Below are 25,795 nucleotides of genomic sequence, written 5' to 3'. Positions count from 1 at the left end.
CCTAGTATCCAAGTAGAGCCAATCGAATACGGCTAGCGCTATCAAATGATAGGGCAACCTTCATTTTTCGGTAAAATATAAGCATTATTACTAATAAATAAACAATAATGTCTTATATTTGAAGAAAAAAAGCCGCATCGTAGCTCACTAGGAACTATTTCGATGCGGCTTTGAAGGTTTCCTGCCTACTTACGTAATTCTGCTCCAAAAGATTGTTCTAATTCTGCTACAACCTTGCCATGAAGCTCAGTTACCTCTTCATCTGTCAGTGTGCGCTCTCCGTGACGATAAACAAGCGATAGAGCAACACTCTTCTTACCTGCACCGAGCTTCTCTCCTGTATAAACATCGAAGATTTTCGCTGATTCAAGCAATTCGCCTCCAATACGCCATGCTGTATCGGTCAGCTTGCCTGCTGCTACCTCTTGATCAACGACTACAGCGATATCACGCTGCATTGCTGGATAACGAGGAAGCACCTTATATTTGATATCCGAGCTTGCTAGCTCATAGAGCAGGTCAAGTCCGATTTCGAGAACATACGTATCTGCAAGATCCTCTTCCAATTGAAGGGCAGGATGCAATTGTCCAACATAACCAATGACTGTTGGTCCATTCAACGTATCAATAAGAACAGCAGCTGTTCTGCCCGGGTGGAAATGTTCCGGCTGCGCTGCTTCGTATGTTACGCTCGCTGTTAAACCTAGTACAGCAAATACCGTTTCCAAAATACCCTTCGCATCGTAAAAATCAACCGCAGTCGCTTTCGCATTCCATTGTGCGTCTGAGCGATTGCCTGTCAATAGCGCTGCAAAACGATGTTTCTCCTGCGGCAAATGTGTCAATTGCTCTTCGTGGGTATGGAACACGCTGCCGATCTCAAACAAAGAAGCAGATTCATTTTTCCGATTACGGTTATAAGCCGCCGTTTCTAGAAGCTGTGCAATTAGTGTTGTACGCAGCACGCTGCGATCTTCACTCATCGGCATGGCAAGCTTAACAGGATGTGTATTCTCGGCAAGTGCAGGGAACAGCTTCGTCCGAGAAGGACCAGTAAACGAATAGCTAACAACCTCATGCAGTCCTGCATCTGTAAGACGCTTGCGCAGCTCGCGACGGATCATTTGCGGTTTTGTTAAAGAACCTGGCACTACATCGCCATGAATAAGCGTTGTTGGAATATTATCGTAGCCGTACAAGCGAGCCACTTCTTCAATCAAATCAACAGAACGAGTAATGTCTCCGCGACGGGAAGGCACATTAACTGTAAATTCATTGCTGTCCGATAGCTCATACGTGAAATGCAAACGATCAAAAATCGTTTTTACTTCAAGTCTAGAAAGCTCAGTTCCCAGATATCCATTAATTTTCTCTAACGTAACATTCACTTTGGATGGCTGAGCATCAGCAACAATAACCTCAACAATTCCTTCTGCAACTAAACCTTCAGCCAGCTCTGCAATAAGCGAAGCTGCACGATTCAGAGCCGGGATCACGCGTGCCGGATCAACTTCTTTCTCGAAGCGAATGCTTGATTCCGAGCGGAGTCCAAGCTGACGCGACGTTTTGCGAACGGTACCGCCATCAAATTTAGCTGATTCCAGCAAAATGTTAACGGTCTCGCCTGTTACCTCCGTGCTTGCTCCACCCATAACACCAGCGAGCGCTATCGGCTGTGTGCCATCTGTAATAACAAGCATATGCGGCTCTAGCTTGCGTTCTTGATCGTCCAATGTAACAAGCGTTTCGCCTTCTTTAGCTAGACGAACATCAATTTTCCCGCCTGGTAGACGGTCTGCATCAAATGCATGAAGCGGTTGACCGTATTCCAGCATAACGTAATTCGTTACATCAACAACATTATTGATGGGACGAACACCTGCAGCGATCAATCTATTTTGCAGCCACAAAGGAGATTGAGCGATTTTCACATTTTTGATATAACGAGCGGAATAATGCGAGCAATGCTCTTTCGCACTAATGCTAACAGATACTAGAGTGTCGGCTGCTACAGTAGAGTGATCCACTGTTACATCTGGCAAACGAACCTCACGCCCAGTCAATGCACCGATCTCATAAGCTACACCAATCATGCTTAGGCAATCTGAACGGTTAGGTGTCAAATCAAGCTCAAGCACTTCATCATCAATGCCAAGCACTTCATTAATTGGCGTACCGATTTTCGTAGAAGCTGGCAAAACAAGAATGCCCTCTTGTTGATCCTTAGGGAGCAGCTTTTCATTCAAGCCCAGCTCCTTCGCTGAGCAGATCATTCCTTGAGATTCAACGCCGCGCAGCTTAGCACGCTTAATCTTGAAATCGCCAGGTAGAACAGCTCCGATTACAGCAACCGGCACGAGCTGGCCAGCATCGACATTTTTGGCGCCGCAAACGATTTGAAGTTCTTCGTCCGTACCGACATCTACTTTGCATACATTAAGCTTATCCGCATCCGGATGCTTTTCCTTCGACTTCACATAACCGACCACAACGCCGGTAACGCCTTTGTTGCGTGATTCCACAACATCAATTTCAATACCGCCGCGCGTCATTTTTTCCGCAAGCTCAGCTCCTGTGAAGCCGGATAGATCGATATATTGATTTAACCATTTATAGGATACATTCATTTCTCTTCTTCCCTTCTCTCTTTGCTACATTCTCCCGAATTGGCCCAAGAACCGCAGATCATTCGTATAGAAATGACGAATATCGTCAATGCCGTATTTCAATAACGCGATACGCTCAACGCCCATACCGAATGCAAAGCCGCTTACCTCTTCAGGGTCATAGCCTCCCATTTCCAATACACGCGGATGAACCATGCCGCAGCCGAGAATTTCAAGCCAGCCTGTATGCTTGCACATCCGGCAGCCTTTGCCGCCGCATTGCACACAGGATACATCAACCTCTGCGCTAGGTTCAGTGAACGGGAAGAAGCTTGGACGAAGTCTGATTTGCGCTTGTGCGCCAAACATTTGCTGTACGAATTGCAGAAGCGTTCCTTTCAGATCGCTCATCCGAATGTTTTTGCCGATAACAAGACCTTCGATTTGATTGAATTGGAAGGAATGTGTTGCATCGTCATCATCACGGCGATAAACCTTACCTGGGCAAATAACCTTTATAGGCGTTTGTCCGTTCATTGCTTTCATCGTGCGAACCTGTACAGGTGAAGTTTGCGTACGCATCAAAATATCTTCTGTCACATAGAACGAATCCTGCATATCACGTGCTGGATGATTTTTTGGCAGATTCAATGCTTCGAAGTTATAGTAATCTTCCTCAACCTCAGGACCTTCTGCAATGGTATAACCTAGACCGATGAAAATATCCTCGATCTCTTGCGTAACTTTATTCAGAGGATGAATCGAGCCGACTGGCAGCGCTTTGCCTGGAAGTGTCACATCCAACGTCTCAGCAAGAAGACGGTTGTTTGTTTCTGCTTCTTGGAAAGCATTTTGCTTCTGATCGATAACAGACTCAATCGCTGCGCGAACATCATTGCCAACCTGACCGATAATCGGACGCTCTTCCGCGCTAAGTCCACCCATGCCGCGTAGAATCTCAGTCAATGCACCTTTTTTACCTAAATATTTTACCCGTAAATCATTAAGCTGCTGTGGGTTCTCCACTTGCTGAAGCTCCTGAAGCGCTTCGACGCGCAGCCCTTCCAATCTTTCCTTCATTTCTCTTCGCCTCCATATCATCTTTCAGCATTCAAGACACAAAAAAAAGCCCTCTCTCCCTGAAGGGACGAAAGAACCGTGGTACCACCCTAATTTGAATAACGCGCCTAACTGCTTCTTGATCTAACCTATGTTTCATTGGTTATCACATAAATATAGCAGCGGATTGCTATTCCTCTAGCCCCATAACGGCGGGAACCGGACACTCCCTACTCTCGCCAGCCTGCTGCGGCGGTTCAGGTGTCTGCTCCGGAGTGAACTTCGGCAGCCTATTTTCACAAAGACACTCTCAATCAACGGTGTCTTCTCCCTGTGCGAAAGCACTGCGTACTTTTCTCCATCATCGCTTTAGTCGATTATCAAACATTAATCTTTATTATATGCAAACTGCTGATGCGTTGCAACAACAAACACGCCTTTTCATGGCAATATCTAATGAATATACAATATGCTCGAAAGAAAATTTTGCAGACAACAACATTTCCAACGGAAACCTTTCCTCTTATAAGACTTTATAACTGATTCTTAGTTGTGATCAATATCACTTCAAAATATAATAAAAGAGAATAAAATAAAGATAAACAAACCGATTCAAAAATAAATAATCATTCAGGAGGTCTTTTAATGCAATTTGAGCTGCTGCATCCTTCCGATCAAATCATCATGATGATGGAGAGAATTTATAAATACGGCATGACAACGACATCAGGCGGGAATTTATCTGTTTTAGATGACAATGGTGATCTGTGGATCACACCAGCGGGCATTGATAAAGGAGAGCTTACACGTAAGGATATCGTCTGCGTAAAAGCGGACGGAACGATCGAAGGAAATCATAAGCCTTCAAGCGAATTTCCATTTCATAAACTTATTTATAGCAGAAGATCGGATATACGGGCTGTCGTTCACGCTCATCCACCTGCTTTGGTTGCTTTCAGTATGGTACGAAAGGTGCCTAATATTCATCTTTTGCCCCATGATCACCTCATATGCGGTGAGGTTGGCATGGCCAAATATGGCCTGCCGGGAAGTATGGAGCTTGGAGAGAACATCGCGAATATTTTCGAGGAAGGCTTCAACTCAGTGATACTTGAGAATCATGGTGTTGTCGTCGGCGGAGAGAATCTATTCCAAGCCTTTCAGCGGTTTGAGACATTGGAATTTACAGCTCGCATCGAAATTCAAGCAAGCCGAATCGGGCAGCCGATTTCGTTAGCAACGGAGCATTTCATGGATACGCGAGATGAGCTGCTGCATGAATTCAATCCCACAGCTTATAGCAGTTTAGAAAAGGAAGCACGCAGAGAAATGTGCAAGCTTATTCACCGTTCTTATGATCAGCAGCTATTCACCAGCACACACGGAACCTTCTCGCAGCGAATAGATGAGCACTCATTCATTATTACACCATACGATATGGATCGAAAATATTTGGAGCCGGGTGACCTGGTCAGAATCGATAAGGGCCGTAAGGAAGAAGGCAAGACACCAAGTCGATCGGTTATGTTTCATCAAGCCATCTATAATACTCAGCCGCATGTCAATTCCGTCATTATTGCACATCCGCCAAATGTAATGGCTTTCTCGGTCACTAAGGAGGTATTGGATTCGCGAACCATTCCCGAGAGCTACATTTTGCTGCGAAATATCCCTAAGCTCCCGCACGGTAATCTGTACACGATGCCAGAGGAGGCGGCGAAGCTTTTCCAAGAAAACACACCTATCGTTATTGCCGAAAACGACAGCGTCATCGTAACGGGACAATCCCTGCTCAACACCTTTGATCGGCTCGAAGTTGCCGAGTATAGCGCCAAAGCTATTATCGATGCAAGGTGCATCGGAGAGATCATTCATATGGAGGATGCGAGGATCAAGGAGATTGATGTGGCGTTTCGTTTGAAGTAATGGGAAGATTGTTTTTGAATGAAAGGCTGCTTTTGAGTAATCTAAAGATTGCTTTTGGAGTAATTGTAAGATTGCTTTTGGATTAATGAATGATGGGTTTTGGATGGAGTAATCGTAAGATTTTTAGCATCATTTTATGATGTAAAAGCATGATCACGTCTTGCATGGCCTTCATTAATTTCATTTGCTGATGCTAATCGACCATATCCGTAAAGTTAAGCCTATAGCAAGAACATTTAGCTTCAAATTACGATGCTATACCGTACTACTCCAATCACTTCTTTCGCTTAGTTTCAATAACTGAAACTAAGCAATTTTTTTCTCTTTCCGCACAGTTATAACTTTAATTAATCCATTTAACTTCAAATTTTGATGCTATCCCTTACCAATCCGAACTATTTTACCTTATAAATTCAATAACTGAAACTAATCGACCATTTCCACACAGTTAAGCCTATAGCAAGACCAATTAGTTTCAAAATATGAAGCTATCCCGCACTATTCCAATCTCTTCTATCGCTTAGTTTCAATAACTGAAACTAAGCGATTTTTTTATCTTTCCGCATAGTTATGATTTTAGCAAGCAAATCCATTTAGCTTCATAATATGATGCTATCCCATGCTAGTCCGAACTATTTTACCTATTACTTTCAATAACTGAAACTATTCGATCATATCCGCACAGTTATACCTTTAGCAAGAACATTTAGCTTCAAATTATGATGCTATTCCGTGCTAATCCAAACTATTCTTCCTTTTAATTTCAATAACTGAAACTAACCGACCAAATCTGCACAGTTAAACCTATGGCAAGACCAATTAGCTTCAAAATATGAAGCTATCCAATACTATTCCAATCACTTCTTTCGCTTAGTTTCAATAATTGAAACTAAGCGATTTTTTCTCTTTCCGCATAGTTATGGCTTTGGCAAATAGTTATACCTTTAGCAATTCCATTTAGCTTCAAATTATGATGCTATACCGTGCTAATCCAAACTATTTCACCCATTAATTTTAATTACTGAAACTAAACGAATCTTTCCCCACAGTTATTCCTTTAGTAACTCTATTTAGCTTCATAACATGAAACTATTCCATGCTAATCCGAATTATTTTACCTTTTAATTTCAACAAATGAAACTAATCAACCATATCTGCACAGTTATGCCTATAGCAAGACCATTTAGCTTCATCATATGAAGCTAACCTACGCTAGACCTACCAGTTTAGCGTCTAATTTCGACCAATCACACTAATGTAACTAATCTAATTTGGATTCCTCTATCCCGCTAAAAATAAAACAGGCCGCAACCTATTCGTCTTTAGCGAACGGAGCGGCCTCTTAATTTAGTCAATTAATATAATCAATTTATCTAATCAATTAATCTACTCAATTAATATGAGCACTGCTAAATTCCAATTTCACATCCAGCCTGCTAAGCGAACTGGTTGAGGATAAAAGAAACGATCGGCTCCGGCTGTTCAAGACTATGCGGATGATAGCCGACCCCTGGCTTCACGATCATTTCAATATTCCCTCCCAGAATGCGATAGCGCTCTTCAAGGAGGAGCGCATTTTCCTTGATCGGAACAGCCTCATCGGAATCGCCGGCTACCATTATGATTGGAATATTGGCGGCTGCGACCCCCTCCACCTTGTGAATGGGAGAACAACTAGCGGAAAGCGCACTATCCTCTGTTAATCCATAAACAGCCAGACACCCCTCCCATTCCTGAGCTGATCCCGCTCCTTCGCCTTTACCGCCAGGCCAGCTAAGAATGTCCAGTACTGGAGCGTCCAGGTATAACGCACTTACTCTCTCTGGATAAGCTGCTGCGTAATTAAAAGCATAGAGCCCGCCGCGGCTAAAGCCGAACAATACGGTTCGAATCGCAAGCCCAAACGCATCCGTAACTTAGTTTTGAAAATGATTCATCCGCTCTACTGCCCCCGGGCAGCCATACATATCACTTATCCCATAATACGCAATTGCCCAGCCTTGCTCTAGTAAAGCCTTATCGGCATATGGGAAAGCATCAAAAAATTCTGCACGCCAGATCCAAGGCCTGTCATCTGCAAATCCTTTTGGTTGGATAATGAATCCTTCTCTGCCCTCCTGCATTAAATCAACACGTTTAAAGCCCTTCTAATCTGACCACCGAACATCATGCTTATTTTGTGAGGAAGCGGCAAGCTCGCTAATTTCATTAGCCATAGCATCGCCTTCTTTGCAAGCAACCTCAAGAGATAATGCTTCCACTTTGGCTGGATTTGTATGACCCACATGCTCTCTCCAAGCCGCACTTAGCAGGCGATGACGTGACCACACTATCCTGTACAAAGGAGAATCATTTGGCGTAAGGACATAATCTGGTGTTTGCTCGAGCGTTATATTAAACAAAACGCGAAGAAGTGTTTTGGCGATCAACCAATGTCCTGCACCATTAGGATGAATACCGTCTCCTGTCATATAGGAGGGGCTTATCTCGCGTTCCTTCCCCCATTGATTGAGCATAGAATCATGTATCGACACGAGCGCATCCACCTCCCCTTCTAGTGAAAGCACCCAATCCGAGTAACGCTTCATTACTTCCTCATAGTCTCGATAAGGAATCATATAGCTATAATTAGAATGTCCCGCGTCGAGCAATTCTCCTCCAGTAAATGATGCAGCATCGAAAGGAGGAGGCGTCATCAAAATCACTTTAGCCCCGGCTGCCTTAATCTTGTCGACTGCGAGCATCATTCCATCTTGGTAGGCTCGAAGTCTATCTTCAGAGAAAGGATAATAAATACCATCATTCATTCCATAGCAAAGAACAACCCAGTCAGGTTTGCTCTCTAGCAAGGCGTTATCTATACGATCATGCAGGCAAGGACGCCAATAAGGATGATCGGGTTCACTTAATCCTGAGACCGTCTCACTGCTTACACCTAGATTAATAAGCGCGAGTTCATGCTCTGGTAAATGCTTCAAAAAATAGGCATCCATATATGCAATAAATGTACCCTCATCCGTAATGCTGTCACCTAGAAAAACGATCCTTTTCTGTCGTGGAACTAGCGCATCCTTACCGTATAATGGCTTCATTTACTCTTCTCCCAATCGGTTCATAGATTGATGAGTCAGTATATTTCATTCGATAGCAGTTGATTAATCAACTAGACCTTGCTCGAAAGCGTAACGCGTCAATTGGACGCGATTGTCGAGATGAAGCTTTTGCAAAATATTTCTTAGATGATTTTTGATCGTATGCTCAGACAGCCCTAGCTCGCCTGCAATCTCTCGATTCGAAGCACCCGTGGCAACACGCTCAAGCACCTCTTTTTCTCTATCCGTAAGCGGAGTCGTCATAGAGGAACTATTTCTATTCTGGGATACCGATTTTGCAACTTCCTGCTTCACGGATTGCGGTTTGCTAACTGAAAATTCCTGTAGTAAACGGAAGGCAAGCTCTTTCGACATCGGCGCTTCATCAAGGGAGACGGCGCGTAAGTATTCCAGCCATGCGGAAGGCGTTAAATTTTTGAGCAAATAGCCTTGAGCTCCTCGCTTTATAGCTTCGAACAGATGCGTAATATCATCGGATACCGTCACCATCACGATTTTTAAAGATGGCAACAAAAGCTTTAATCGCTGCGTCGCTTCAAGCCCCCCCATACCTGGCATATGAATATCCATAAGCACCAGATGAGGCTTTAGATCGGGAATCATCGCGATCGCTTCTTCCCCGCTAGCCGCTTCTCCTACAATCGAAAATGATTCGTCATTCATGACAATATCTCTCATGCCTTCTCTGCCATGTGGATGATCATCGACCAAAAAAACGCGTATGACATTCATATTATTAGTCATTTGAACTCACCCCTCCCTTTTATTTCAACCCTTGTTCCATTTGGCTGATTACCGCTCAAGGTCAGCTCCCACCCCATTGCTTTTGCTCGGTCCTTCATCATTTTAAAGCCGTATTTGCCTCTCTCATGGAGACTCTCTTCATCAACACCCGTCCCATCATCCGAGATGGAGCAAAGAAATAAACCGCTACTTGTCCCGCTGTCATCCATCTCGTCCTCGCCTGAGATGCTCACATTCTTCGCTCTTGCATGCTTTTGTACATTCATAAGCGCTTCTCGCATAATGGCGAGCAGCTCCACTTTCTGCTTGTGAGTAAGCACTCCCTCACTCATATGCCAATCCACTCTCGTCTCGATTCCATAGGTTTGCTGCATTTCAGCAGTAAGATGATGAATGCTCTGCATCCATGATAAATCCGCCGCCGTGGGTGATGTTTGGAGATTAGCAATGGATTGCCTTACATCTTCGTAAACGTGACGTATTGTCCCTCTGATCTGTTCTGTCGTTTGCTGCATGTCTGAATTTGATTTCGCTCTCTCCAGCTTATCCAGCTTTACGGAGAGCATGAACAAAGTTTGAGATATGCCGTCATGAAGCTCACGCGCCAGCAGCTCGCGCTCCTCGAAAGCAGCTTTCACGACGCCTTCACGCTTAAGTGATTCCTGCAGCTGCTCCAGCTTCGCGAACAATGCGCGCAATAGTGTTAGGGTGATGAGAAATACGAATATCGGTGCGAGAATATTGCCAAGCTCCATAGATATATATGGAAGCAGCAGTGTATGCCTAACATATTCCCATAATCCGATTGTTACTGTCGGTATCCATAAAATGAGCCATTTCAGCCACTTATAAGACATCTTGGCTCCCCTCTCTTTGCTGATTAATTATGGAACGGAATGCTTTGCCGCATTTCTGCTCCAGATTGGTCAATGATGATAAGTGCTGCTGTCCAAGCTCCACGCGACGGCAGCTCAACTTTCGTTGCGATATAACCTGTTTCTGTAAAGCCGGGGAATGATAGCTGATCCCGTGAAAAATCGCTTTGCAGAGGGACGTCAATGGGAGTTCGCAGAGGATGCGCATCCTCGCGCATCTCCAAATGTACCTCTGCAGGCGCTCCTAACTGCTCTGGCAGCCACACTCTAAGCTTAACCTGATTTGGACCCGGTCCATTTGGCGTTATGTTCAGCGAATAGTGTAATGAATTGCCCATTCTATGGTAAGAAAACGGCGCCATTTGGGGAATTGGTTTCGAATTTGTGAACACACCTACGATAACAAGAATGCTGCACACTAAAAAAACATTCAGTTTCAGCATTCTGCCATTAGGCAGTTCATGCCTCTTCGCACGTGCTCGCAACAAAAATCCGACGCCAACGACGAGAAGGGTAAGCAGGGCCTTCACAATCAACATCATTCCCCAGCTTGTATAAATGAGATAAGACCTGGAGGGCAATAGAATGATACTCATTCCGATTCCGCTCAGCGTAATAAGAACAAGCAATAGAAAAGTTACTCTTGTATATCGTTCAGCAAATCGTCCCGATTCCTTACGATCAGCAAACCAAAATAACAGCAGCAATACAAGGCCGCCCGATAGTGCGGCAGCAGCAGTCAGATGAATGGCATCCAATATAATGGCTATTATTCGACTTGAAAGCATACTGACGTGACCGTTAAAGCTCTCTGCCACTGCAAGCAGTAACACCCAAAGCATTTTAACAGAGCCATGAAGCTTATGTATGACAAATCCAAGCAAGGACAACGTAATCAATCCCAGCCATGTATAGCCTAATTCCGTTTTTGTTAATAATGCTATCCATGAATCAAAGCTGCTGCCTTCCTCGCTCTTTAACAAACTATTGCTGTGGAAAAAAACAAATAGAAGGACGGCAATTAGGAACGTACGCAATGCCAGATGGCTCCATTTATTCACGAGCAATCTCTGAGTATCAGTTGAATCTTTCCCCAGTATAATCGACCAGAGCATGATGCCGGCAGCCAACATAAATGTGACATAATACAAAATTCTTACCGTATAAAATACTGCCTCTGATACAGTAATGGCTTTATTCATATTCGTTCCCATGGATGAAGAATGCCCAGCGTGATCATGCGGCTGATCGGCAACAGCCTGATAAATAGGCAAGGCGTGCTGCGCTTCAGCGTGCTGGGGAATAATCAGCAGTATTGCAATTAACAAAAAAAGCGAAAGTATTATACCTTTAGAAATATAAGAAAGCCTTTTTTGGGAGAAAGACCGAAGGTTGAATTTTTTATGTGAAATGCTGCTCAAGAGGCCACTTCCTTTAATTTTCTCAGCTTAAGTTTACTAGACCGATACGAAAAGAACAATTAAACAATTAATAGAAAAATAATTAAAGAAGAGGCTTCTATTTCGTATCTTGCGTATAACGATGCGCTTAGGGGATCATCCTATAATTAATGAGTTACTTGAAGGGAGTTGCATCCATTGAAGGACAAAGATTTTCGAATCGCCGAGCTAAGTCACTCCACTGAAGCGTTGGAAGCGATTCGTAAGCTAGAACAGCAATTATCTCAGCAATACGGTACCGAAGTCGCATTAATTGCCTACTCAGCGGAAACGGAAGAAAAGTAATAAAGACAAAAGGCACTAGCCCCTTCAATTATGATTGGGCAGTGCCTTTTGTTTCTGTTATCGCCTCATACTGCCGCTAATCCATCTCATTCTCAAAATTCAAGTTAATCGGTTGCTCCGGCAAGGCTTCATCAACAGATTCATCTGTAGTCGGCGTCTTCTCATCAACCACTTCAAAGCGGAAATTATCGACCCAAACTTGGCCTCCTCCGCTTTGCAGAACGCCAAAAGAAATGGAATGACTATCCGCTGGAATATCCAAAACAATTTCATACTGACTCCACTCACTCGTATGTTTGATCTGACGATTTTGCATGTTATCAAACTTCAGCATTTCACCGTTTTTATGGTCTACACGCATCCATAAACCAGCCCATCCCGTAATGTTTTTCCCTTTTACGAAAGCCGATAGCTTTAGTCTTTGCCCGCGATATTGATCCGATCCGAACATCTGCATTAATGTAGCAAACCCGCTATCACTTGCTCCGGACTTTGCTTTAACGGTCGCTGAAGCTCTCCCCATATGCACCTCTGTTCGATCCAAATCAACCTCATACTCATGAATCAATTGCCCCGTAATGGTCCAGCCCGGTAGTTTGGAAATTGTACTCATTGTATTTCCTCCTTTATTTATTGTTCTAGAATAAACGCGATACTGATGAGGTGTAAGAAGATATGTTTTTTTGAAGGCGCGTGAAAACGCCTCTTGCGACTGAAAGCGAAACTCCAATGCAATATCAAGAATTCGCATCTCCGTTTGTGCCAGCAGTACGCCCGCCTTTGCCAGCCTGCGTCTTCTAACATAATCGGCTACTGTGATGCCTACCTTCGATAAAAAAATACGATAGAAATGCGGCGCTGAAAATATGCTTTTTCGTGAAACTTCCTTGAGTGTAATAGCCTCTGTAAGATGTGTCTCTATATAGTCAATAGATCGATTGACTGCCTTTTCATGGATATGCCCGCCCATCGCTTCCCCCTCCTCTCTATTTCAAATTAACACAAGGAACCTGCTTCTTTTTTGATCTTTTTTATCAAATCTATGTAAATTGAACTGCTTTATATTATAAAATGCTACTAATAGCAACCTTCCTTCTTCATACGCTAATTTACTGATAATGTCTCATCATTGCGTATCAAATAGATGACCAAGGAGATGTTCCATTCACATGGCTCAACAAGGGCAATCCCATGGCGTATACGGCTACCGATTTCAAGAACTGCCGCAGCTTCCGCTTTATCAGTTGTTTGCTACAGGCTACCAATTCATAACGGAGAGCAACTATTATTGGGATGGGCTAAAGCGCATTGATGGTCCTTTGTATCTCATTCAATATACCGTATCTGGCAGCGGCGAATTTAGACTTGGAAATAAAACACATACGATAAGCGAAGGAATGGCCTTTCTTGCTGAAATTCCTGGAGATCATCATTATTGCCTGCCCCCATCCAGCCAGCATTGGGAGTTTTATTTCGTTTTGATTCGTCAGCAGCATCTGCAGGAGCTATGGACCGAGCTAATTCAAAGCATTGGCGTTACTCCCTCATTTCAGCAGTCCAGTCCCGTCGTAAGGTCACTTCGCAGCTTATATGCGGAAGCCAGCGGCAATCGAATCGAAAACAGCTACCAAGCTTCATCGCTAATCTATCGCTTCATGATGGAGCTTTTTCAGTCAAGCAGCGTACAACAACAAAATAAAGCTGCTTGGCCAATACAAATTCAACAAGCAGTCGCTTACATAGAGAATGACTTTCATACCCTTCAAAGTTTAGATGATGTCGCAAGCGCGGCTGGTTGGTCGAAGTATTATTTCACAAGAGTATTCACAGGGGCAACGGGGATATCGCCAATGGATTATGTAACAAAGCTGCGGATTCAGAAAGCTGTTGAACTGCTGCGTCAAACTGAGCTAACGGTTGAGGAGATTGCGCAAAGCATCGGCTATTCCAGCAGCAGCTACTTCAGCAAAGTATTTCGAAGCAAAGTCGGCTTCCCTCCTCGAGATTTCCGCTTGGCGCAGCATCTGCCATCTATCGATCGATTGCAATTCGATTAGAGAGCAATATTTTACATGTGATCGCAATAAATTGTGCTATTCATGAGGTGTCGTTTCGTTTTAGGATTATTGTATAGAGCAATATAACGATAAGAGAGGACGATTACTATGACATCAACGCATCATGAATATGCATTAACACCGCCAATGGGCTGGAATAGCTGGGATTGCTATGGCGCAAGCGTTACGGAGGAAGAAATTCGAGGGAACGCCGAATATATGGCGAAGCATCTTAAAGACTTTGGCTGGGAATATATTGTCGTAGACATTCAATGGTACGAGCCTGGAGCGAACTCATCCCAATACCGCCCTTTTGTTCCGCTTGAAATGGATGAATATTCGCGCTTGCAGCCCGCTGTCTCCCGTTTTCCCTCTGCTGCGAATGGTCAAGGCTTCAAGCCGCTGGCTGATTACGTACACAGCCTTGGTCTGAAATTCGGCATTCATATTATGCGCGGCATTCCGAGGCAAGCGGCTCATAATGACACCAAAATATTAGGATCAACGGCAACTGCCCGCTCAATCGCTCATCCGAACTCCATCTGTCCTTGGAATACAGACATGTATGGTGTCGATGCATCCAAGGATGGCTCACAGCAATATTATAATTCTTTATTTGAATTATACGCTTCTTGGGGTGTCGATTTCGTCAAAGTAGATGATATCGCCGCATCCCGTCTATACGGGATTCATCTGGATGAGATTAAGCTGATTCATCAAGCTATTGAGCAATGCGGACGCAAGATGGTGTTAAGCCTCTCTCCTGGCCCTGCGCCGCTAGAGTATGCCGCACCGCTCAAGGAGCATGCCAATATGTGGCGGATGACTGATGATTATTGGGACTTGTGGCATTTGCTCTACGAGATGTTTGAGCGCTGCGAGAAATGGGCTCCCTACGTCACTGAAGGCGCTTGGCCAGACTGCGACATGCTGCCGCTCGGCCATCTAGGTATTCGCTCTGTCGATGGCGGAGCAAGTGATCGCTGGACAAGATTCACGAAGGACGAGCAGGTCACTATGATGTCCCTATGGTCTATATTCCGTTCGCCTCTGATGTTTGGCGGTGAATTGAGGGATAACGACGAATGGACAAATGCATTATTAACCAATGAAGAGGTGCTCCAGCTGCACCGTAACGGCCGTAATGCCAAGCAGCTATATCGTGTGGGAGAAAGAATAGTATGGGTCTCACAGGGGCAGTCTGGCACGTTATACGTTGCATTATTCAATGCAGGCGATCTAGAGGATACGGTTAGCGTATCACTTGATGAGCTCGGCTTGAGCGATGCTCCTCATGTACGCAATTTATGGGAGCGTGAGGATCTTGGACGTTTGGAGCTGCTTTCATTCAACCTTCCCCCGCATAGCTCTTTGCTCCTAAAGTTATCTTAATCTGATAAGGTTCGACAAAAGCTCCCTCTTTCGAATGTTGGCATTTCGTCCAAACATTTGAATGGGGGATTTTTGGTTTAAATCCATTAATATGATAAAGTGTTACATAAGCGTACCCGCCGAAGCCTTTTTATGAAAGCGGTTTTGCTTAATACAAGCTTTGCACTACAGAGGAGGTCGTATAGTCATGGCTAGTCAAACTGGTGCCATCGTACAGCAATCATTAAGTGCTTTAATGGGAGACCAAGCCTTTTTGTCAAATTTACAGGATCAAGCGCGTGAACAAGCCTTTCTTTCACTCGCTGCTATTTTATCAACACCTAATAAAGTACATAAAGCTTTTCTCCGTATAACTTTAGATAACGGCAACGTCGTTCGTATTCCAGCTTTCCGCATTCAGCATAATGATACACTTGGCCCTTACAAAGGCGGCATTCGCTTTCATGAATCCGTTAATGAAGAAGAGGTTACAAACCTTGCAGCCCTCATGACGTTAAAAAATGCACTGCATGAAGTTCCATTTGGCGGTGGCAAAGGCGGAATTATTATCAATCCGCGTAATTATTCCGCAAGAGAGCTTTATCTCATTTGCAAAAAATACGTGCAATACTTTAGTGATATTTTAGGACCAGACAAGGACATCCCTGCTCCTGATATGGGTACTGGGCAGCGCGAGATGGACTGGATGATGGCAGAATACAAAAGCATTCATCCCGGCCAGCCTTACCTTGGAAGCTTCACTGGAAAAAGCGTCATCAACGGCGGCTCTTTAGGCCGCAGAGAAGCAACCGGAAAAGGTGTATATTTCACCTTCCGCTATATGCTGCATGATTTCTTGAAGGCACAGAGCAGCTTGCTCACAGGAAGTGCGAATCCTTATGTCCAAACGGCACTTGCTCTTAAGGACCGTCCGCTTACACTTGCTGTGCAGGGCTTCGGTAATGTTGGCTCTATCGCTGCGCTTGAAGCCTATAAATGCACCTATTTGCAAAATAAAGTAGTTGCCGTCAGCGATCGTAACGTTACACTGTACAATCCAGATGGGCTCTCTATTCCTGCTCTACTGGACTACGCTCTGCTCCATCAAGGCGATTTGCCGTCCACTGAAGCGGCAATTGCTGAAATGAATGTGAAGGCAGAGATATTAGAGCGTGAGGCTGTTCTTTATCTGGACGTGGATGTGCTCATTCTTGCAGCGCTTGAGGAGCAAGTTCGTAAAGATAATGTGGAGCAAATTAAAGCGAGAATTATTGTTGAAGGCGCTAATGCGCCGGTCACTGGTGAAGCGGACGAAGCGCTATCTGCTCGGGGCGTTATCATTATTCCGGATATTTTGGCAAATGCCGGCGGTGTTATCGTATCTTACTTCGAATGGCTGCAGGGCCGTGACACGCAATTTTTAAGTGAAGAGCAAGTTTTCGTCATGCTATTTGATAAAATGCAACAAACTTTAAACGGCATTTTACCCGCATTCTTCGGCGAACCATTCACACTCCGCCAAAATTGCTATAATCATGCCGTAATGAAGCTCTCCAACGTATTGTACCAACTTGGAAAGCTCTATTAGAACAAAACGAGCCAATAAGCAGTCAAGCTTGCTTATTGGCTCGTTTTTTTATTTTCAATTACTCCTGTACGTAACGATTGATAACCTCGACAAGCAAATTGTTTAACAGCTTAACCTCGTATTTCCCAACTGCCGGTTCCAAATGCTCAGCTCCAATACCACTGTCATCGGTTAGAAATAAATAGGTGCCTCCCGTTGCTACTGCCATGAAACGCAATAAATACTCTGTATCTATACTTACACCGCTTGAAGCAATCGGGATAATGCGGATGCCTTCAGCCGCTGCATCCTCTGTAAGCTGCTTGATCTCATCAATGATTTGCGGGTCATCATGCGGCGGAGCATCCAATACTAGAAATAATAGTCGCGCTCGCGCTTCCTTGCTCCATTTATGCTCATGAATGGCGTCTCTCAATGCTTGATCAACAGCTTCTGGGTAGTCACCTCCACCTTCCGCTTTTTGTTTCGTGAATTGATCAATGACTTTATTCATATCCTTCGTGAAGGGATACGGCTTTACGATATAATCATCATTCTTATCCCGATAAAAGTTCGCGCTGATTTGCATGTCCAGTTCATTTCCATGCTTATCCGACACACGCTTAACAACATCCTTCAGCTCTGCCCCGAGGTAGTTCAGTTCATCCTCCATGGAGCCCGTTGTGTCGACAACAAACATAATGTCAACGCCGTCTGACAGCTCCGCCCCCAAGCTTCCCAATTCAACCTTGACGGGACCTTGACCCGAAATCTTCACTTCTTCCGTCGTTTTGCTTATCTGACCGGATTGTACCTGAATGGTTAATGTGCTTTGTTGCACGTTATCTTTATCGAATAAACCTGAATATACATAAGCTCTTCCAGCGGTATTCGTACGTGCCTTCCATACCGTCTCCTTACCATCCTTCAATCGTACATCTGCATCAGACACTGCTTTTCCATTTGAGGTCACCATGACCTCCATCCGTTGAAAATTCCAAAATTCCCAAATTTTCTTAGCCGAATCTGCTTCCAGACCGTTTATTAAATTTCCAAACAGCTCCCATTCTGATAGATCATCCCACTCGCCTGCTGTGAGCTGTCCAGCCTGTTCGGTTTGTTCTTCATCCGCATTGGGATAGCTGCGCTTGCCGCTACTCTTCCCTTCGACAGGTTCTTTCATAGACGGAACACGATTTTCATGGGAACTAACAGACGACTCCTCCGTTATAGCTTTGTCCGCTGCTGCGTTGCTGTTTTTCGTTTCCGTTTTTCGACCACTCTCAGAAGCTAGATTTGATGAAGAAGAACAGGAACTAAGCACTAGTATCATCGTCAGAAACATACAAATGAACACGCTGGAGCCCATTCTCTTTTTTTTCGGCTCTTTGAACGAATGACCCTTCTCCATCCCTTTATCCCCTTTTTTTGGTATTTTTAATTTTGACGCTTTCTGGTTTACAAATGTTGCATAAATGGATCAGTAACATTACAATCGGATAAAGATAGACGGACGGTTCAAGGTGAACAGGCATAAATAATTGTACAGGAGGACTTCATCGTGGAAACTTTTGAAATCATAGCTCTAGAAATAACGTATCAACAGCAAACAGCAAACCTTTCTTTCTCATCCGCGGAGTTAGTCCGCGTTACGGATTATGGAGACAGACTTTGGTATATTGATATTAATGATGTCAGTGACCCTGCTTTGTTAGCTTGGTTTGGGCAAAGCGAGGATATTGCAATCGATCTTGTCGCCGCTGCAACAAATGGTCGAAGCTTTCGAGGCAGAGGCTACTTCCATCCCAATGAACCGCATCAAGCGGCAGCTATTCGCGGTGATGGCGAGCTGTTTGAGGATTAAATCACGTATAGATAAAGCAAAGGGGCTGTGCCATCAGATTATCTTATCTGTTGGCACAGCCCCTTCTATGTTTAACAGAAAAAAACCACACCGCCCAAGGGAGGTACAAGTCATTTCCGCTTATTATTTGCGTGCAGAAACCTCAGGTGTTGTAAGGCGATCGTAGAACTCTACGGCTTTGTCCTTGTCTTCGGAATCACGAAGCGCCATTGCAGAACGAGGATGCTCATCCAAAATACCTGTAATCATGTAAGGAATAATGTAACCCCATTCTTCCTTCTCACGAAGAGGTACCATGAACTTCTCGATCATATCAAGAACAGGACGAACATTGTATTTCGTGTTTTCAAGCTCAGACACTAGCAGCTCCGTATTGCAGTTACCAGCAGCGCGGCCCATTCCGTATACGGATGCATCTAGAAGCTCAACGCCATGTTCTGCTGCAAGCAGGGTGTTGGCGAAAGCAAGCTGCAGATTGTTATGCGCATGAACACCAAGACGTTTGTTAGGAAGGTACTGACGGAACTTGTCAACAAGGTAGCTCATGTCTCTTGGTTTCAGGCTTCCGTATGAGTCAACAACATAAACAACATCAACCACGCTGTCATTGATCAACTCAAAGGCTTGAATCAGCTGGTTTTCCATTACGTTCGAAAGCGCCATAATGTTAAGCGTTGTTTCGTATCCGCGATCATGGAATACTTTAACAAGCTCCAACGCCTTGTCTACATCTTGAATATAACAAGCTACGCGAATGAGGTCGAGCATGCTCTCGCTGCGAGGCAAGATGTCGTTCTCATCAACACGGCCGATATCAACCAGTGCAGAAAGCTTTGTGTTGCCTTTGTTCGGGATTACTTTTTTCAAGAAATCGTCGTCCAGAAAACGCCAAGGGCCTGCATTTTCGGCGCCTTTAAGAAGCTTTGGCGAGTTTTTGTAGCCGATTTCCATATAATCGACGCCGGCTTCGTTCAAGCTTTGGTACAAATGCTGAACGAACTCGACACTAAAATCCCAGTTATTCACGAGTCCGCCATCGCGAATCGTGCAATCAACAATTTTACAATGACTTGTTTTTGAATGCATGCGTTGTTACTCCTTTAATTTGAACATGAGTTCAGTTTTTCTCATCATACTTGAAAAGGAGGAGGAACGCAAAATAATTTTGTCGTATATTGGCTATTTCACAAGCCTTTTTGTCACATTTGTGAGCGATATCCATCCAGCTTTTTTTTCATGGTTTCATAAGCAAAAGCAGCTATGACGGGTTAATCCATCATAGCCATAGACCAGAAACAACATTACACTTTCTAATGTCATCTATATTTATTTTTTCCAATATTGGTGCGCGTTTACAAGCTTTTTAGGCTTGCTATATTCGATTAATCCGCAATCGCCCTGCTCGGTTAAGCTTATGCCGTCCATCATCTCTATTTTTGCTTTACTTACCTTATTTTATACTTACCTGCATATCGGATTCTTGTTTAAAATGACCCGAGCGATTTCTCTTCGTACCAATATATTTCTCATTATAAACAGAGGTATTTCCCCAAAGCGGCACTCTGCCTGCAACACTTAAGCCAGATTTGCGAAGCGCATCTACCTTACGTGGATTATTTGTAATGATCGACACCGGCAAAGCACGCAGCAGCTTCAACACCGCAATTGCATCGCCGTAATCACGTGAATCATCCGCAAAACCAAGCTCTGTATTCGCATCAACCGTATCAAGACCATCCTCTTGCAGCAAATAAGCAATTGCTTTGCTGAACAAGCCAATTCCGCGACCCTCATGATTTGCCAAATAAAATAGAGCGCCAGTGCCATGCTCGCTAATTAAACGCATGGATTGCTTCAATTGAAAGCCGCAATCACATCTTGCGCTTCCAAATATATCGCCCGTATGGCAGATGCTGTGCATCCGAATAAGCGCATCCTCGTTATTTTCGAAATCACCATACACGAGAACACTGGATTGTTGAAGATCAGCATAGTGGAACTCATTCAGCTCCTCAACTAGCTGCTCTGCGGATTGCTTCTCGCCTGATTCCTTCTGAAGCCAGCTGTACCAATGGAATATTTTCGTTTCTCCATCCAGCTCAACCGGCAGCTTAACAGGGCCAATCACATAAATATCTTTATTGCCGTTTTGTGTATATTTAAGCTTATCTTTAATAATGGCCGCAATATTGGGCTTCATCATGCTGCTTCACCTTCTTATATATAGGATATCAAAATTCGAATGACAAGTAACTCAAAGTGCCAAACTCATAACTGCGATAAATGACCTTTGGCGCAGAATCGCTGTTCCCGCTGCCCATTGCAATAAATAGGGGAACAAAGTGCTCCGTACGCGGTACAGCTCTTCGGGCATGAGGTGCCAGCCCTTCATATTGTAACAAGGAATGAATATCCTTGCTGTTCATTTTATCAATGAGCCACTCATCGAACGCAACAGCCCAGCTCTCAGGCTCTTTCTGACCCCACTTCACTTCACGCAAATTATGAACGGTTACGCCGCTGCCGATAATCAGAATATTTTGAGCGGTCAAGCTTTGAAGCGCCTCTCCGATCGCATACTGATCCTCTGGGGAACGGAAAGGATTGACCGATATTTGAACGACAGGCACGTCAGCCTTTGGAAACATATGCTTCAAGAGCGTCCATGAGCCATGGTCAAGTCCCCGATCCTCATTATATGCGATCGCAATGCCTTTCGCTGTAAGCAATTGACCAACAACAGCTGCTAGCTTCGTTGATCCTTTAGCTGGATATTTCACTTGGTACAGCTCATCTGGAAAGCCGTAAAAATCATATATGGTTTCATACTCATCATCCTTCGATGAGATCGTAACAGCCTCGGTTTCCCAATGCGCAGTAAAAATAACAATCGCTTCGGGCTTTAAGCTTGCTCCTGTTCTTTGAAGAAACTGACTATATTCATTTTGCTCGACTGCGAGCATTGGTGATCCATGTGCTAGAAATAAAGGTTTCATAAGTATCGCTCCTCTTATTTCACTTACTATTTGTAACTAATTATAATTTCATAACTAATGTTAGTCAAGTAATTAACATTATCCATGTTTGCTTGTATGTATTAGTTATTGGAGTTATACTTAATTTCAAATCAAGAGAGGTGATAAGCATGGATCAACCAGCCCTTTGTCCCCGTTTCCAAAAAGGAATGGATATCATTAGCAAACGCTGGACCGGCCTAATCATATTTCAATTATTGTCTGGACCTCAGCGCTTCTGTGCTGTTCAATCTGCATTGCCTATCAGTGGCAGACTGCTGTCTGAACGTTTTAAAGATCTGGAGAGTGAAGGTATTGTCGATCGACACGTCTATCCCGAAATACCTGTACGTATAGAATACTCTTTAACGGCGAAAGGACGTGCACTTGAGCCGATTATTCGGGAAATACAAGTATGGTCGCAAGATTGGATCGCCCCTGGACCAGCCACTGAGCAGCTATTCAATGATGTAAAAAAGCCCTAGCTTCCTCAGTTTAGGGCTTTTTTCTTTTTACATTTATATGCATTTATTTAATCGTAGGGTTTACAAATAAACCGTATACGTTTAAAATTAAAGGCAAACCACATTCACGCTGAATTTTTCAAATGAAAAAGCGGGGGATCCAACGCGATCGTGATATTCACGGCTCGCAAGGGGTGAATCCAGGAATTTGTAACCCTGGTAGGGCATACTCTCTAACCCGAATCCGACAGCTAACCTCGTAAGCGAAGTAAGGAGAGGTTTATTTATGTTTTGTCAATCTGAAAACCATGTACCGTTTTTCATCGATCAGTCCCCTTCCTTATCCGTCTCAAGAATTGAATTATTCGTAATCCCCGCTATCGCAGTTGATGCCGCAGGCTTTCGCGTATGTCTTCGATTAACAAGCAATCAAGGCTATGGTTGGAGCGAGCTTTTTGTAGCAGATACCGAGGAAAGCATTGACTTAGATCGCTACAGCGATCTCCTTATCTCATTTATTGGTAACGTATCCCTTCCGCCGCTTCAAAATTTCCAGTATGACAAGTCCGATCAAGACGGACGTATTTTCGAATTGTTTGTTACTGCCGTCACTCAAGTAACGACAAGACCAGAAGAACAAATACCTATTGAACGCGATGCAGAAGAATTCGTATTGCGACAACGCTCGGTGAATTATATTTCTTTATTCTAAGACATTTTCGCGAGCAAAAAAGCCGCTCCGGTTTCTTTGGTTCCCCTGAACCTCAGTATGCCGGAGGGCTTTTTTAATTTGATCTCCAGATTATGAACACAAGAAAGGACTATCCTCCTGCAGCCAAAGCTGCAACAAGACAGTCCTATCCTATTAAATAAAATTGAATATGCCCATTACTTAACTAGCCAGCCGCCGTCAACAGCCATAATATGACCATTCATATAATCAGAAGCCGCAGAGGCCAAAAATACTGCCGGACCAATTAAGTCCTCAGACGTTCCCCAGCGTCCGGCTGGAATCCGCTGCAATATCTGTGCGCTGCGAACCGGATCCTCACGAAGCGCTTCCGTATTATCCGTGCTCATATAGCCAGGCGCTATCGCGTTCACTTGCAGACCTTTGCTCGCCCACTCACTCGCAAGCGCCTTTGTTAGTCCAGCAACCGCATGCTTGCTTGAAGTGTAACCAGGTACGTTAATGCCGCCTTGGAAGGTAAGCATGGACGCCACATTAATGATTTTTCCTGAGCCCTGCTGAATCATGTGCTTGCCTGCAAGCTGACAAAGTACGAACACAGAATTCAAATTGACATCAAGTACATCCTGCCAATCCTCGTAACTATGTTCAGCAGCAGGTGTGCGACGAATAATTCCGGCATTATTTACTAAGATATCAATTCGTCCCAGTTCATTAACTGTACGGTCAATGATGGATGAAAGCTTCGTACGATCGGAAATATCCGCCTGAATGGTTATGGCTCTCCGTCCAAACGCACGAACCTGATCCGCCGTTTTATCAGCAGGCGTACTATTTGTAACAAGTGCTACATCAGCGCCTGCTTGTGCCAGCCCTATTGCAATAGCTGCTCCAAGACCTCGCCCAGCGCCTGTAACGATAGCTATTTTCCCTGTCAAATCGAACAAACTCATGTTTTCACACCTTTCCTTTATTGCGATTTGAGCCATTCGGAAGCTCAGCTTTCAGTATTACAGGACCGTTTGCCTCATACTTTGCTGCTACCTCAGGTTCAATGCCATCATCCGTGATGATGTATTGGATCTCATTCAAGCCCGCAAATGTAATCAATGCGCCTTTGTCGAATTTATTATGATCCGCAAGACAATAAATCGTTTTCGCATTTTCCATATAGAGCCGTTTGACCTTCGTCAATTCTTCCGTAAATATAGTAAGACCGTACTCCAAATGGATACCCGTCGTAGATAGAAACAACTTGTGAACATTCAGACGTTTGATCCACTCCTGTGATTCGGCGCCGATAAGCAAATTATTATGGCGATACCCTCCAGGCACGACAAGTCTGACTTGATCTTTCGCAGTTAGCTCTCGAATAATTAGCAAATCATTCGTTAGGACCGTTATCGGTATATTTGGAAGGCGCTTCGCCATTTCTAGCGTTGTGCTCCCAGCATCAAGTGCAATAATATCATTTGGCTCAATGCAGGTAAGAGCAAGCGCAGCAATAGCTGACTTTTCTTGCCCATGTTTACTATTGGGGAACTGTAGAGGAAACAAGCTATCCTCACCGTTCACTTCAGAAACCGCCCCGCCATGCGTACGTTTAAGAAGCCCTTTCTCTTCAAGCTTTTCTAAATCCTCACGGATCGTTTTTTCTGTCACTCCGAATTGTTCACTTAGCTCGGAAACCTTAACCGCGCCAAGCTGTTCTAATTTCTCAATAATTTTTCGATGCCTTTCAGCAGCAAGCATGGAGCACCTCCAGTAGGGATTGCTTCTATTTTAGCTCGCTAGCAGGCACTGCGTCCATGTCTGTAAATGTATAGTTCTCGCCTGCCATTGACCAGCAGAACGTATAGTTGCTTGTGCCCACTCCAGAATGGATCGACCAAGGCGGTGAAATAATGGCTTGTTCATTCGCTACAACAAGATGTCTTGTCTCGGAAGGCTCACCCATCATATGGAATACGCGCGCATCGTCGTTCATGTCAAAATACAGATAAGCTTCCATACGGCGATCATGCACATGTGACGGCATTGTATTCCATACACTTCCTGTTTTCAGACTTGTTACGCCAAGCATGAGCTGACAGCTTTGAATACCGTCATTATGAATATATTTATAAAGAATCCGCTCATTGGATGTTTCTTGAGAGCCAAGATGAGTTGGATTCGCTTCTTCCATTGTCATTTTACGAGTAGCGATTTCTGCATGCGCAAGCGCGGAACAGAAATAGAGTTTAGCAGGGTTTGATTTATCTAGGCTGGATAGCAGTACTTGACGTTTTCCTTTACCTACATATAGAACATCTAACTTATTCAATTCATAGGTTTCACCGTCAACGGAAATCGATGCAGGTCCGCCAATGTTAAGAAAACCGATTTCGCGGCGCTCTAGAAAATATTCCGTTTTCAACGTTTCCGGATCCGCAAGCTCAAGCGCTTCATTAATAGGACTAGCACCGCCTACGATCATACGGTCATAGTGCGTATATGTCATTTTAATTTGATCCGGCTGGAACAAGCTCTCAATCAAAAACTCGCTGCGAAGACGCTCTGTCGTATATTGCTTTACATCAGTTGGGTTTGTTGTGTGACGAACTTCCATTGGGGTAAAACCTCCTAATAAGTTTGTTTTGGTTCGTTTTTAATTGTAACACACATTAACGAACGTAAACAGTATATTTTTCAAACATATG

Annotated in this window: 24 protein-coding genes, 1 riboswitch and 1 other annotated feature; of the genes, 8 read left to right on the top strand and 16 right to left on the bottom strand. The window is 44.1% G+C overall.

Going from position 1 to position 25,795, the window contains the following annotated elements; all coding sequences use genetic code 11:
• Positions 1-185: 185 nt before the first annotated feature.
• Together pheT and pheS are read right to left on the bottom strand one after the other, a co-directional pair.
• Positions 186-2,627, bottom strand: a complete 2,442-nt coding sequence (gene pheT / locus AC0YOD_RS18210) for a phenylalanine--tRNA ligase subunit beta (RefSeq protein ID WP_475800744.1) — start codon at positions 2,625-2,627, stop codon at positions 186-188.
• A gap of 24 nt (positions 2,628-2,651) precedes the next feature.
• On the bottom strand, positions 2,652-3,686 hold the full coding sequence (pheS, locus tag AC0YOD_RS18205; RefSeq protein ID WP_475800743.1) for a phenylalanine--tRNA ligase subunit alpha: 1,035 nt from the start codon (positions 3,684-3,686) through the stop codon (positions 2,652-2,654).
• Between the two features lie 60 nt (positions 3,687-3,746).
• Positions 3,747-4,039 (bottom strand) — a binding site (T-box leader).
• A gap of 271 nt (positions 4,040-4,310) precedes the next feature.
• On the opposite strand from pheS, the gene AC0YOD_RS18200 reads away from it, so the two are divergent.
• Positions 4,311-5,591: a class II aldolase/adducin family protein gene (locus AC0YOD_RS18200; RefSeq protein ID WP_475800742.1), complete on the top strand. Its 1,281-nt coding sequence runs from the start codon at positions 4,311-4,313 to the stop codon at positions 5,589-5,591.
• A 1,436-nt stretch (positions 5,592-7,027) separates the two neighbouring features.
• On the opposite strand, the gene AC0YOD_RS18195 is transcribed toward AC0YOD_RS18200, so the two are convergent.
• The 6 genes from AC0YOD_RS18195 to AC0YOD_RS18170 all read right to left on the bottom strand — a co-directional run bounded on the left by AC0YOD_RS18195 (position 7,028) and on the right by AC0YOD_RS18170 (position 11,651).
• Positions 7,028-7,471: an alpha/beta hydrolase family protein gene (locus AC0YOD_RS18195; protein WP_475800741.1), complete on the bottom strand. Its 444-nt coding sequence runs from the start codon at positions 7,469-7,471 to the stop codon at positions 7,028-7,030.
• Between the two features lie 36 nt (positions 7,472-7,507).
• The gene (locus tag AC0YOD_RS18190; RefSeq protein ID WP_475800740.1) at positions 7,508-7,714 is read right to left on the bottom strand and encodes a hypothetical protein; all 207 of its coding nucleotides are present in this window, start codon (positions 7,712-7,714) and stop codon (positions 7,508-7,510) included.
• Positions 7,715-7,738: 24 nt separating this feature from the next.
• Positions 7,739-8,683, bottom strand: coding sequence for an SGNH/GDSL hydrolase family protein (locus tag AC0YOD_RS18185; protein WP_475800739.1), 945 nt, complete (start codon positions 8,681-8,683; stop codon positions 7,739-7,741).
• 63 nt (positions 8,684-8,746) lie between these two features.
• Positions 8,747-9,448, bottom strand: coding sequence for a response regulator (locus AC0YOD_RS18180; protein ID WP_475800738.1), 702 nt, complete (start codon positions 9,446-9,448; stop codon positions 8,747-8,749).
• Positions 9,445-10,305: a sensor histidine kinase gene (locus AC0YOD_RS18175; protein WP_475800737.1), complete on the bottom strand. Its 861-nt coding sequence runs from the start codon at positions 10,303-10,305 to the stop codon at positions 9,445-9,447. The genes AC0YOD_RS18180 and AC0YOD_RS18175 overlap by 4 nt, the downstream gene beginning before the upstream one ends.
• Positions 10,306-10,328: 23 nt before the next feature.
• Positions 10,329-11,651: a copper resistance D family protein gene (locus tag AC0YOD_RS18170; RefSeq protein WP_475800736.1), complete on the bottom strand. Its 1,323-nt coding sequence runs from the start codon at positions 11,649-11,651 to the stop codon at positions 10,329-10,331.
• Positions 11,652-11,921: 270 nt separating this feature from the next.
• Here AC0YOD_RS18170 and AC0YOD_RS18165 point away from each other — a divergent pair, with 270 nt between their 5' ends.
• Positions 11,922-12,068, top strand: a complete 147-nt coding sequence (locus tag AC0YOD_RS18165; RefSeq protein WP_475800735.1) for a hypothetical protein — start codon at positions 11,922-11,924, stop codon at positions 12,066-12,068.
• Positions 12,069-12,144: 76 nt separating this feature from the next.
• Here the strand turns inward: AC0YOD_RS18165 and AC0YOD_RS18160 are convergent, their stop codons facing one another.
• The gene (locus AC0YOD_RS18160; protein WP_475800734.1) at positions 12,145-13,038 is read right to left on the bottom strand and encodes a helix-turn-helix domain-containing protein; all 894 of its coding nucleotides are present in this window, start codon (positions 13,036-13,038) and stop codon (positions 12,145-12,147) included.
• A 199-nt stretch (positions 13,039-13,237) separates the two neighbouring features.
• Here AC0YOD_RS18160 and AC0YOD_RS18155 point away from each other — a divergent pair, with 199 nt between their 5' ends.
• The 3 genes from AC0YOD_RS18155 to AC0YOD_RS18145 all read left to right on the top strand — a co-directional run bounded on the left by AC0YOD_RS18155 (position 13,238) and on the right by AC0YOD_RS18145 (position 17,084).
• Positions 13,238-14,125: an AraC family transcriptional regulator gene (locus AC0YOD_RS18155; protein WP_475800733.1), complete on the top strand. Its 888-nt coding sequence runs from the start codon at positions 13,238-13,240 to the stop codon at positions 14,123-14,125.
• A gap of 108 nt (positions 14,126-14,233) precedes the next feature.
• On the top strand, positions 14,234-15,517 hold the full coding sequence (locus tag AC0YOD_RS18150; protein ID WP_475800732.1) for a glycoside hydrolase family 27 protein: 1,284 nt from the start codon (positions 14,234-14,236) through the stop codon (positions 15,515-15,517).
• Positions 15,518-15,704: 187 nt separating this feature from the next.
• Positions 15,705-17,084, top strand: coding sequence for a Glu/Leu/Phe/Val family dehydrogenase (locus AC0YOD_RS18145; RefSeq protein ID WP_475800731.1), 1,380 nt, complete (start codon positions 15,705-15,707; stop codon positions 17,082-17,084).
• A 58-nt stretch (positions 17,085-17,142) separates the two neighbouring features.
• Here the strand turns inward: AC0YOD_RS18145 and AC0YOD_RS18140 are convergent, their stop codons facing one another.
• Positions 17,143-18,474 carry a VWA domain-containing protein gene (locus tag AC0YOD_RS18140; RefSeq protein WP_475800730.1) on the bottom strand — a complete coding sequence of 444 codons (1,332 nt, stop codon included), beginning with the start codon at positions 18,472-18,474 and terminating at the stop codon, positions 17,143-17,145.
• Between the two features lie 150 nt (positions 18,475-18,624).
• Between AC0YOD_RS18140 and AC0YOD_RS18135 the strand changes: the two genes are divergently transcribed.
• Positions 18,625-18,927 carry a hypothetical protein gene (locus tag AC0YOD_RS18135; RefSeq protein ID WP_475800729.1) on the top strand — a complete coding sequence of 101 codons (303 nt, stop codon included), beginning with the start codon at positions 18,625-18,627 and terminating at the stop codon, positions 18,925-18,927.
• 123 nt (positions 18,928-19,050) lie between these two features.
• Here AC0YOD_RS18135 and AC0YOD_RS18130 read toward each other — a convergent pair whose 3' ends face one another.
• The 3 genes from AC0YOD_RS18130 to AC0YOD_RS18120 all read right to left on the bottom strand — a co-directional run bounded on the left by AC0YOD_RS18130 (position 19,051) and on the right by AC0YOD_RS18120 (position 21,923).
• Positions 19,051-20,013 carry an aldolase catalytic domain-containing protein gene (locus AC0YOD_RS18130; RefSeq protein ID WP_475800728.1) on the bottom strand — a complete coding sequence of 321 codons (963 nt, stop codon included), beginning with the start codon at positions 20,011-20,013 and terminating at the stop codon, positions 19,051-19,053.
• Positions 20,014-20,377: 364 nt separating this feature from the next.
• The gene (locus AC0YOD_RS18125; protein ID WP_475800727.1) at positions 20,378-21,130 is read right to left on the bottom strand and encodes a GTP cyclohydrolase II; all 753 of its coding nucleotides are present in this window, start codon (positions 21,128-21,130) and stop codon (positions 20,378-20,380) included.
• Between the two features lie 28 nt (positions 21,131-21,158).
• Positions 21,159-21,923, bottom strand: a complete 765-nt coding sequence (locus AC0YOD_RS18120; protein WP_475800726.1) for a DODA-type extradiol aromatic ring-opening family dioxygenase — start codon at positions 21,921-21,923, stop codon at positions 21,159-21,161.
• 149 nt (positions 21,924-22,072) lie between these two features.
• On the opposite strand from AC0YOD_RS18120, the gene AC0YOD_RS18115 reads away from it, so the two are divergent.
• Complete coding sequence (locus tag AC0YOD_RS18115; protein WP_475800725.1) at positions 22,073-22,426, top strand: winged helix-turn-helix transcriptional regulator; 354 nt, start codon at positions 22,073-22,075, stop codon at positions 22,424-22,426.
• A 97-nt stretch (positions 22,427-22,523) separates the two neighbouring features.
• A riboswitch (cyclic di-AMP (ydaO/yuaA leader) is annotated at positions 22,524-22,686 on the top strand.
• Between the two features lie 5 nt (positions 22,687-22,691).
• Positions 22,692-23,117 carry a hypothetical protein gene (locus AC0YOD_RS18110; protein WP_475800724.1) on the top strand — a complete coding sequence of 142 codons (426 nt, stop codon included), beginning with the start codon at positions 22,692-22,694 and terminating at the stop codon, positions 23,115-23,117.
• A 176-nt stretch (positions 23,118-23,293) separates the two neighbouring features.
• On the opposite strand, the gene kduD is transcribed toward AC0YOD_RS18110, so the two are convergent.
• The 3 genes from kduD to kduI are packed head-to-tail and all read right to left on the bottom strand — an operon-like array spanning position 23,294 to position 25,704.
• Positions 23,294-24,049, bottom strand: a complete 756-nt coding sequence (kduD, locus tag AC0YOD_RS18105; protein WP_475800723.1) for a 2-dehydro-3-deoxy-D-gluconate 5-dehydrogenase KduD — start codon at positions 24,047-24,049, stop codon at positions 23,294-23,296.
• A gap of 4 nt (positions 24,050-24,053) precedes the next feature.
• On the bottom strand, positions 24,054-24,848 hold the full coding sequence (locus AC0YOD_RS18100) for a DeoR/GlpR family DNA-binding transcription regulator (protein ID WP_475800722.1): 795 nt from the start codon (positions 24,846-24,848) through the stop codon (positions 24,054-24,056).
• A 25-nt stretch (positions 24,849-24,873) separates the two neighbouring features.
• Positions 24,874-25,704 carry a 5-dehydro-4-deoxy-D-glucuronate isomerase gene (gene kduI, locus AC0YOD_RS18095; protein ID WP_475800721.1) on the bottom strand — a complete coding sequence of 277 codons (831 nt, stop codon included), beginning with the start codon at positions 25,702-25,704 and terminating at the stop codon, positions 24,874-24,876.
• Positions 25,705-25,795: the final 91 nt, after the last annotated feature.

Source organism: Paenibacillus sp. J31P13, from assembly GCF_056269295.1.
The sequence above is the reverse complement of the archived record's forward strand: the minus strand, read 5'-3'. Positions and strand labels throughout refer to the sequence as shown.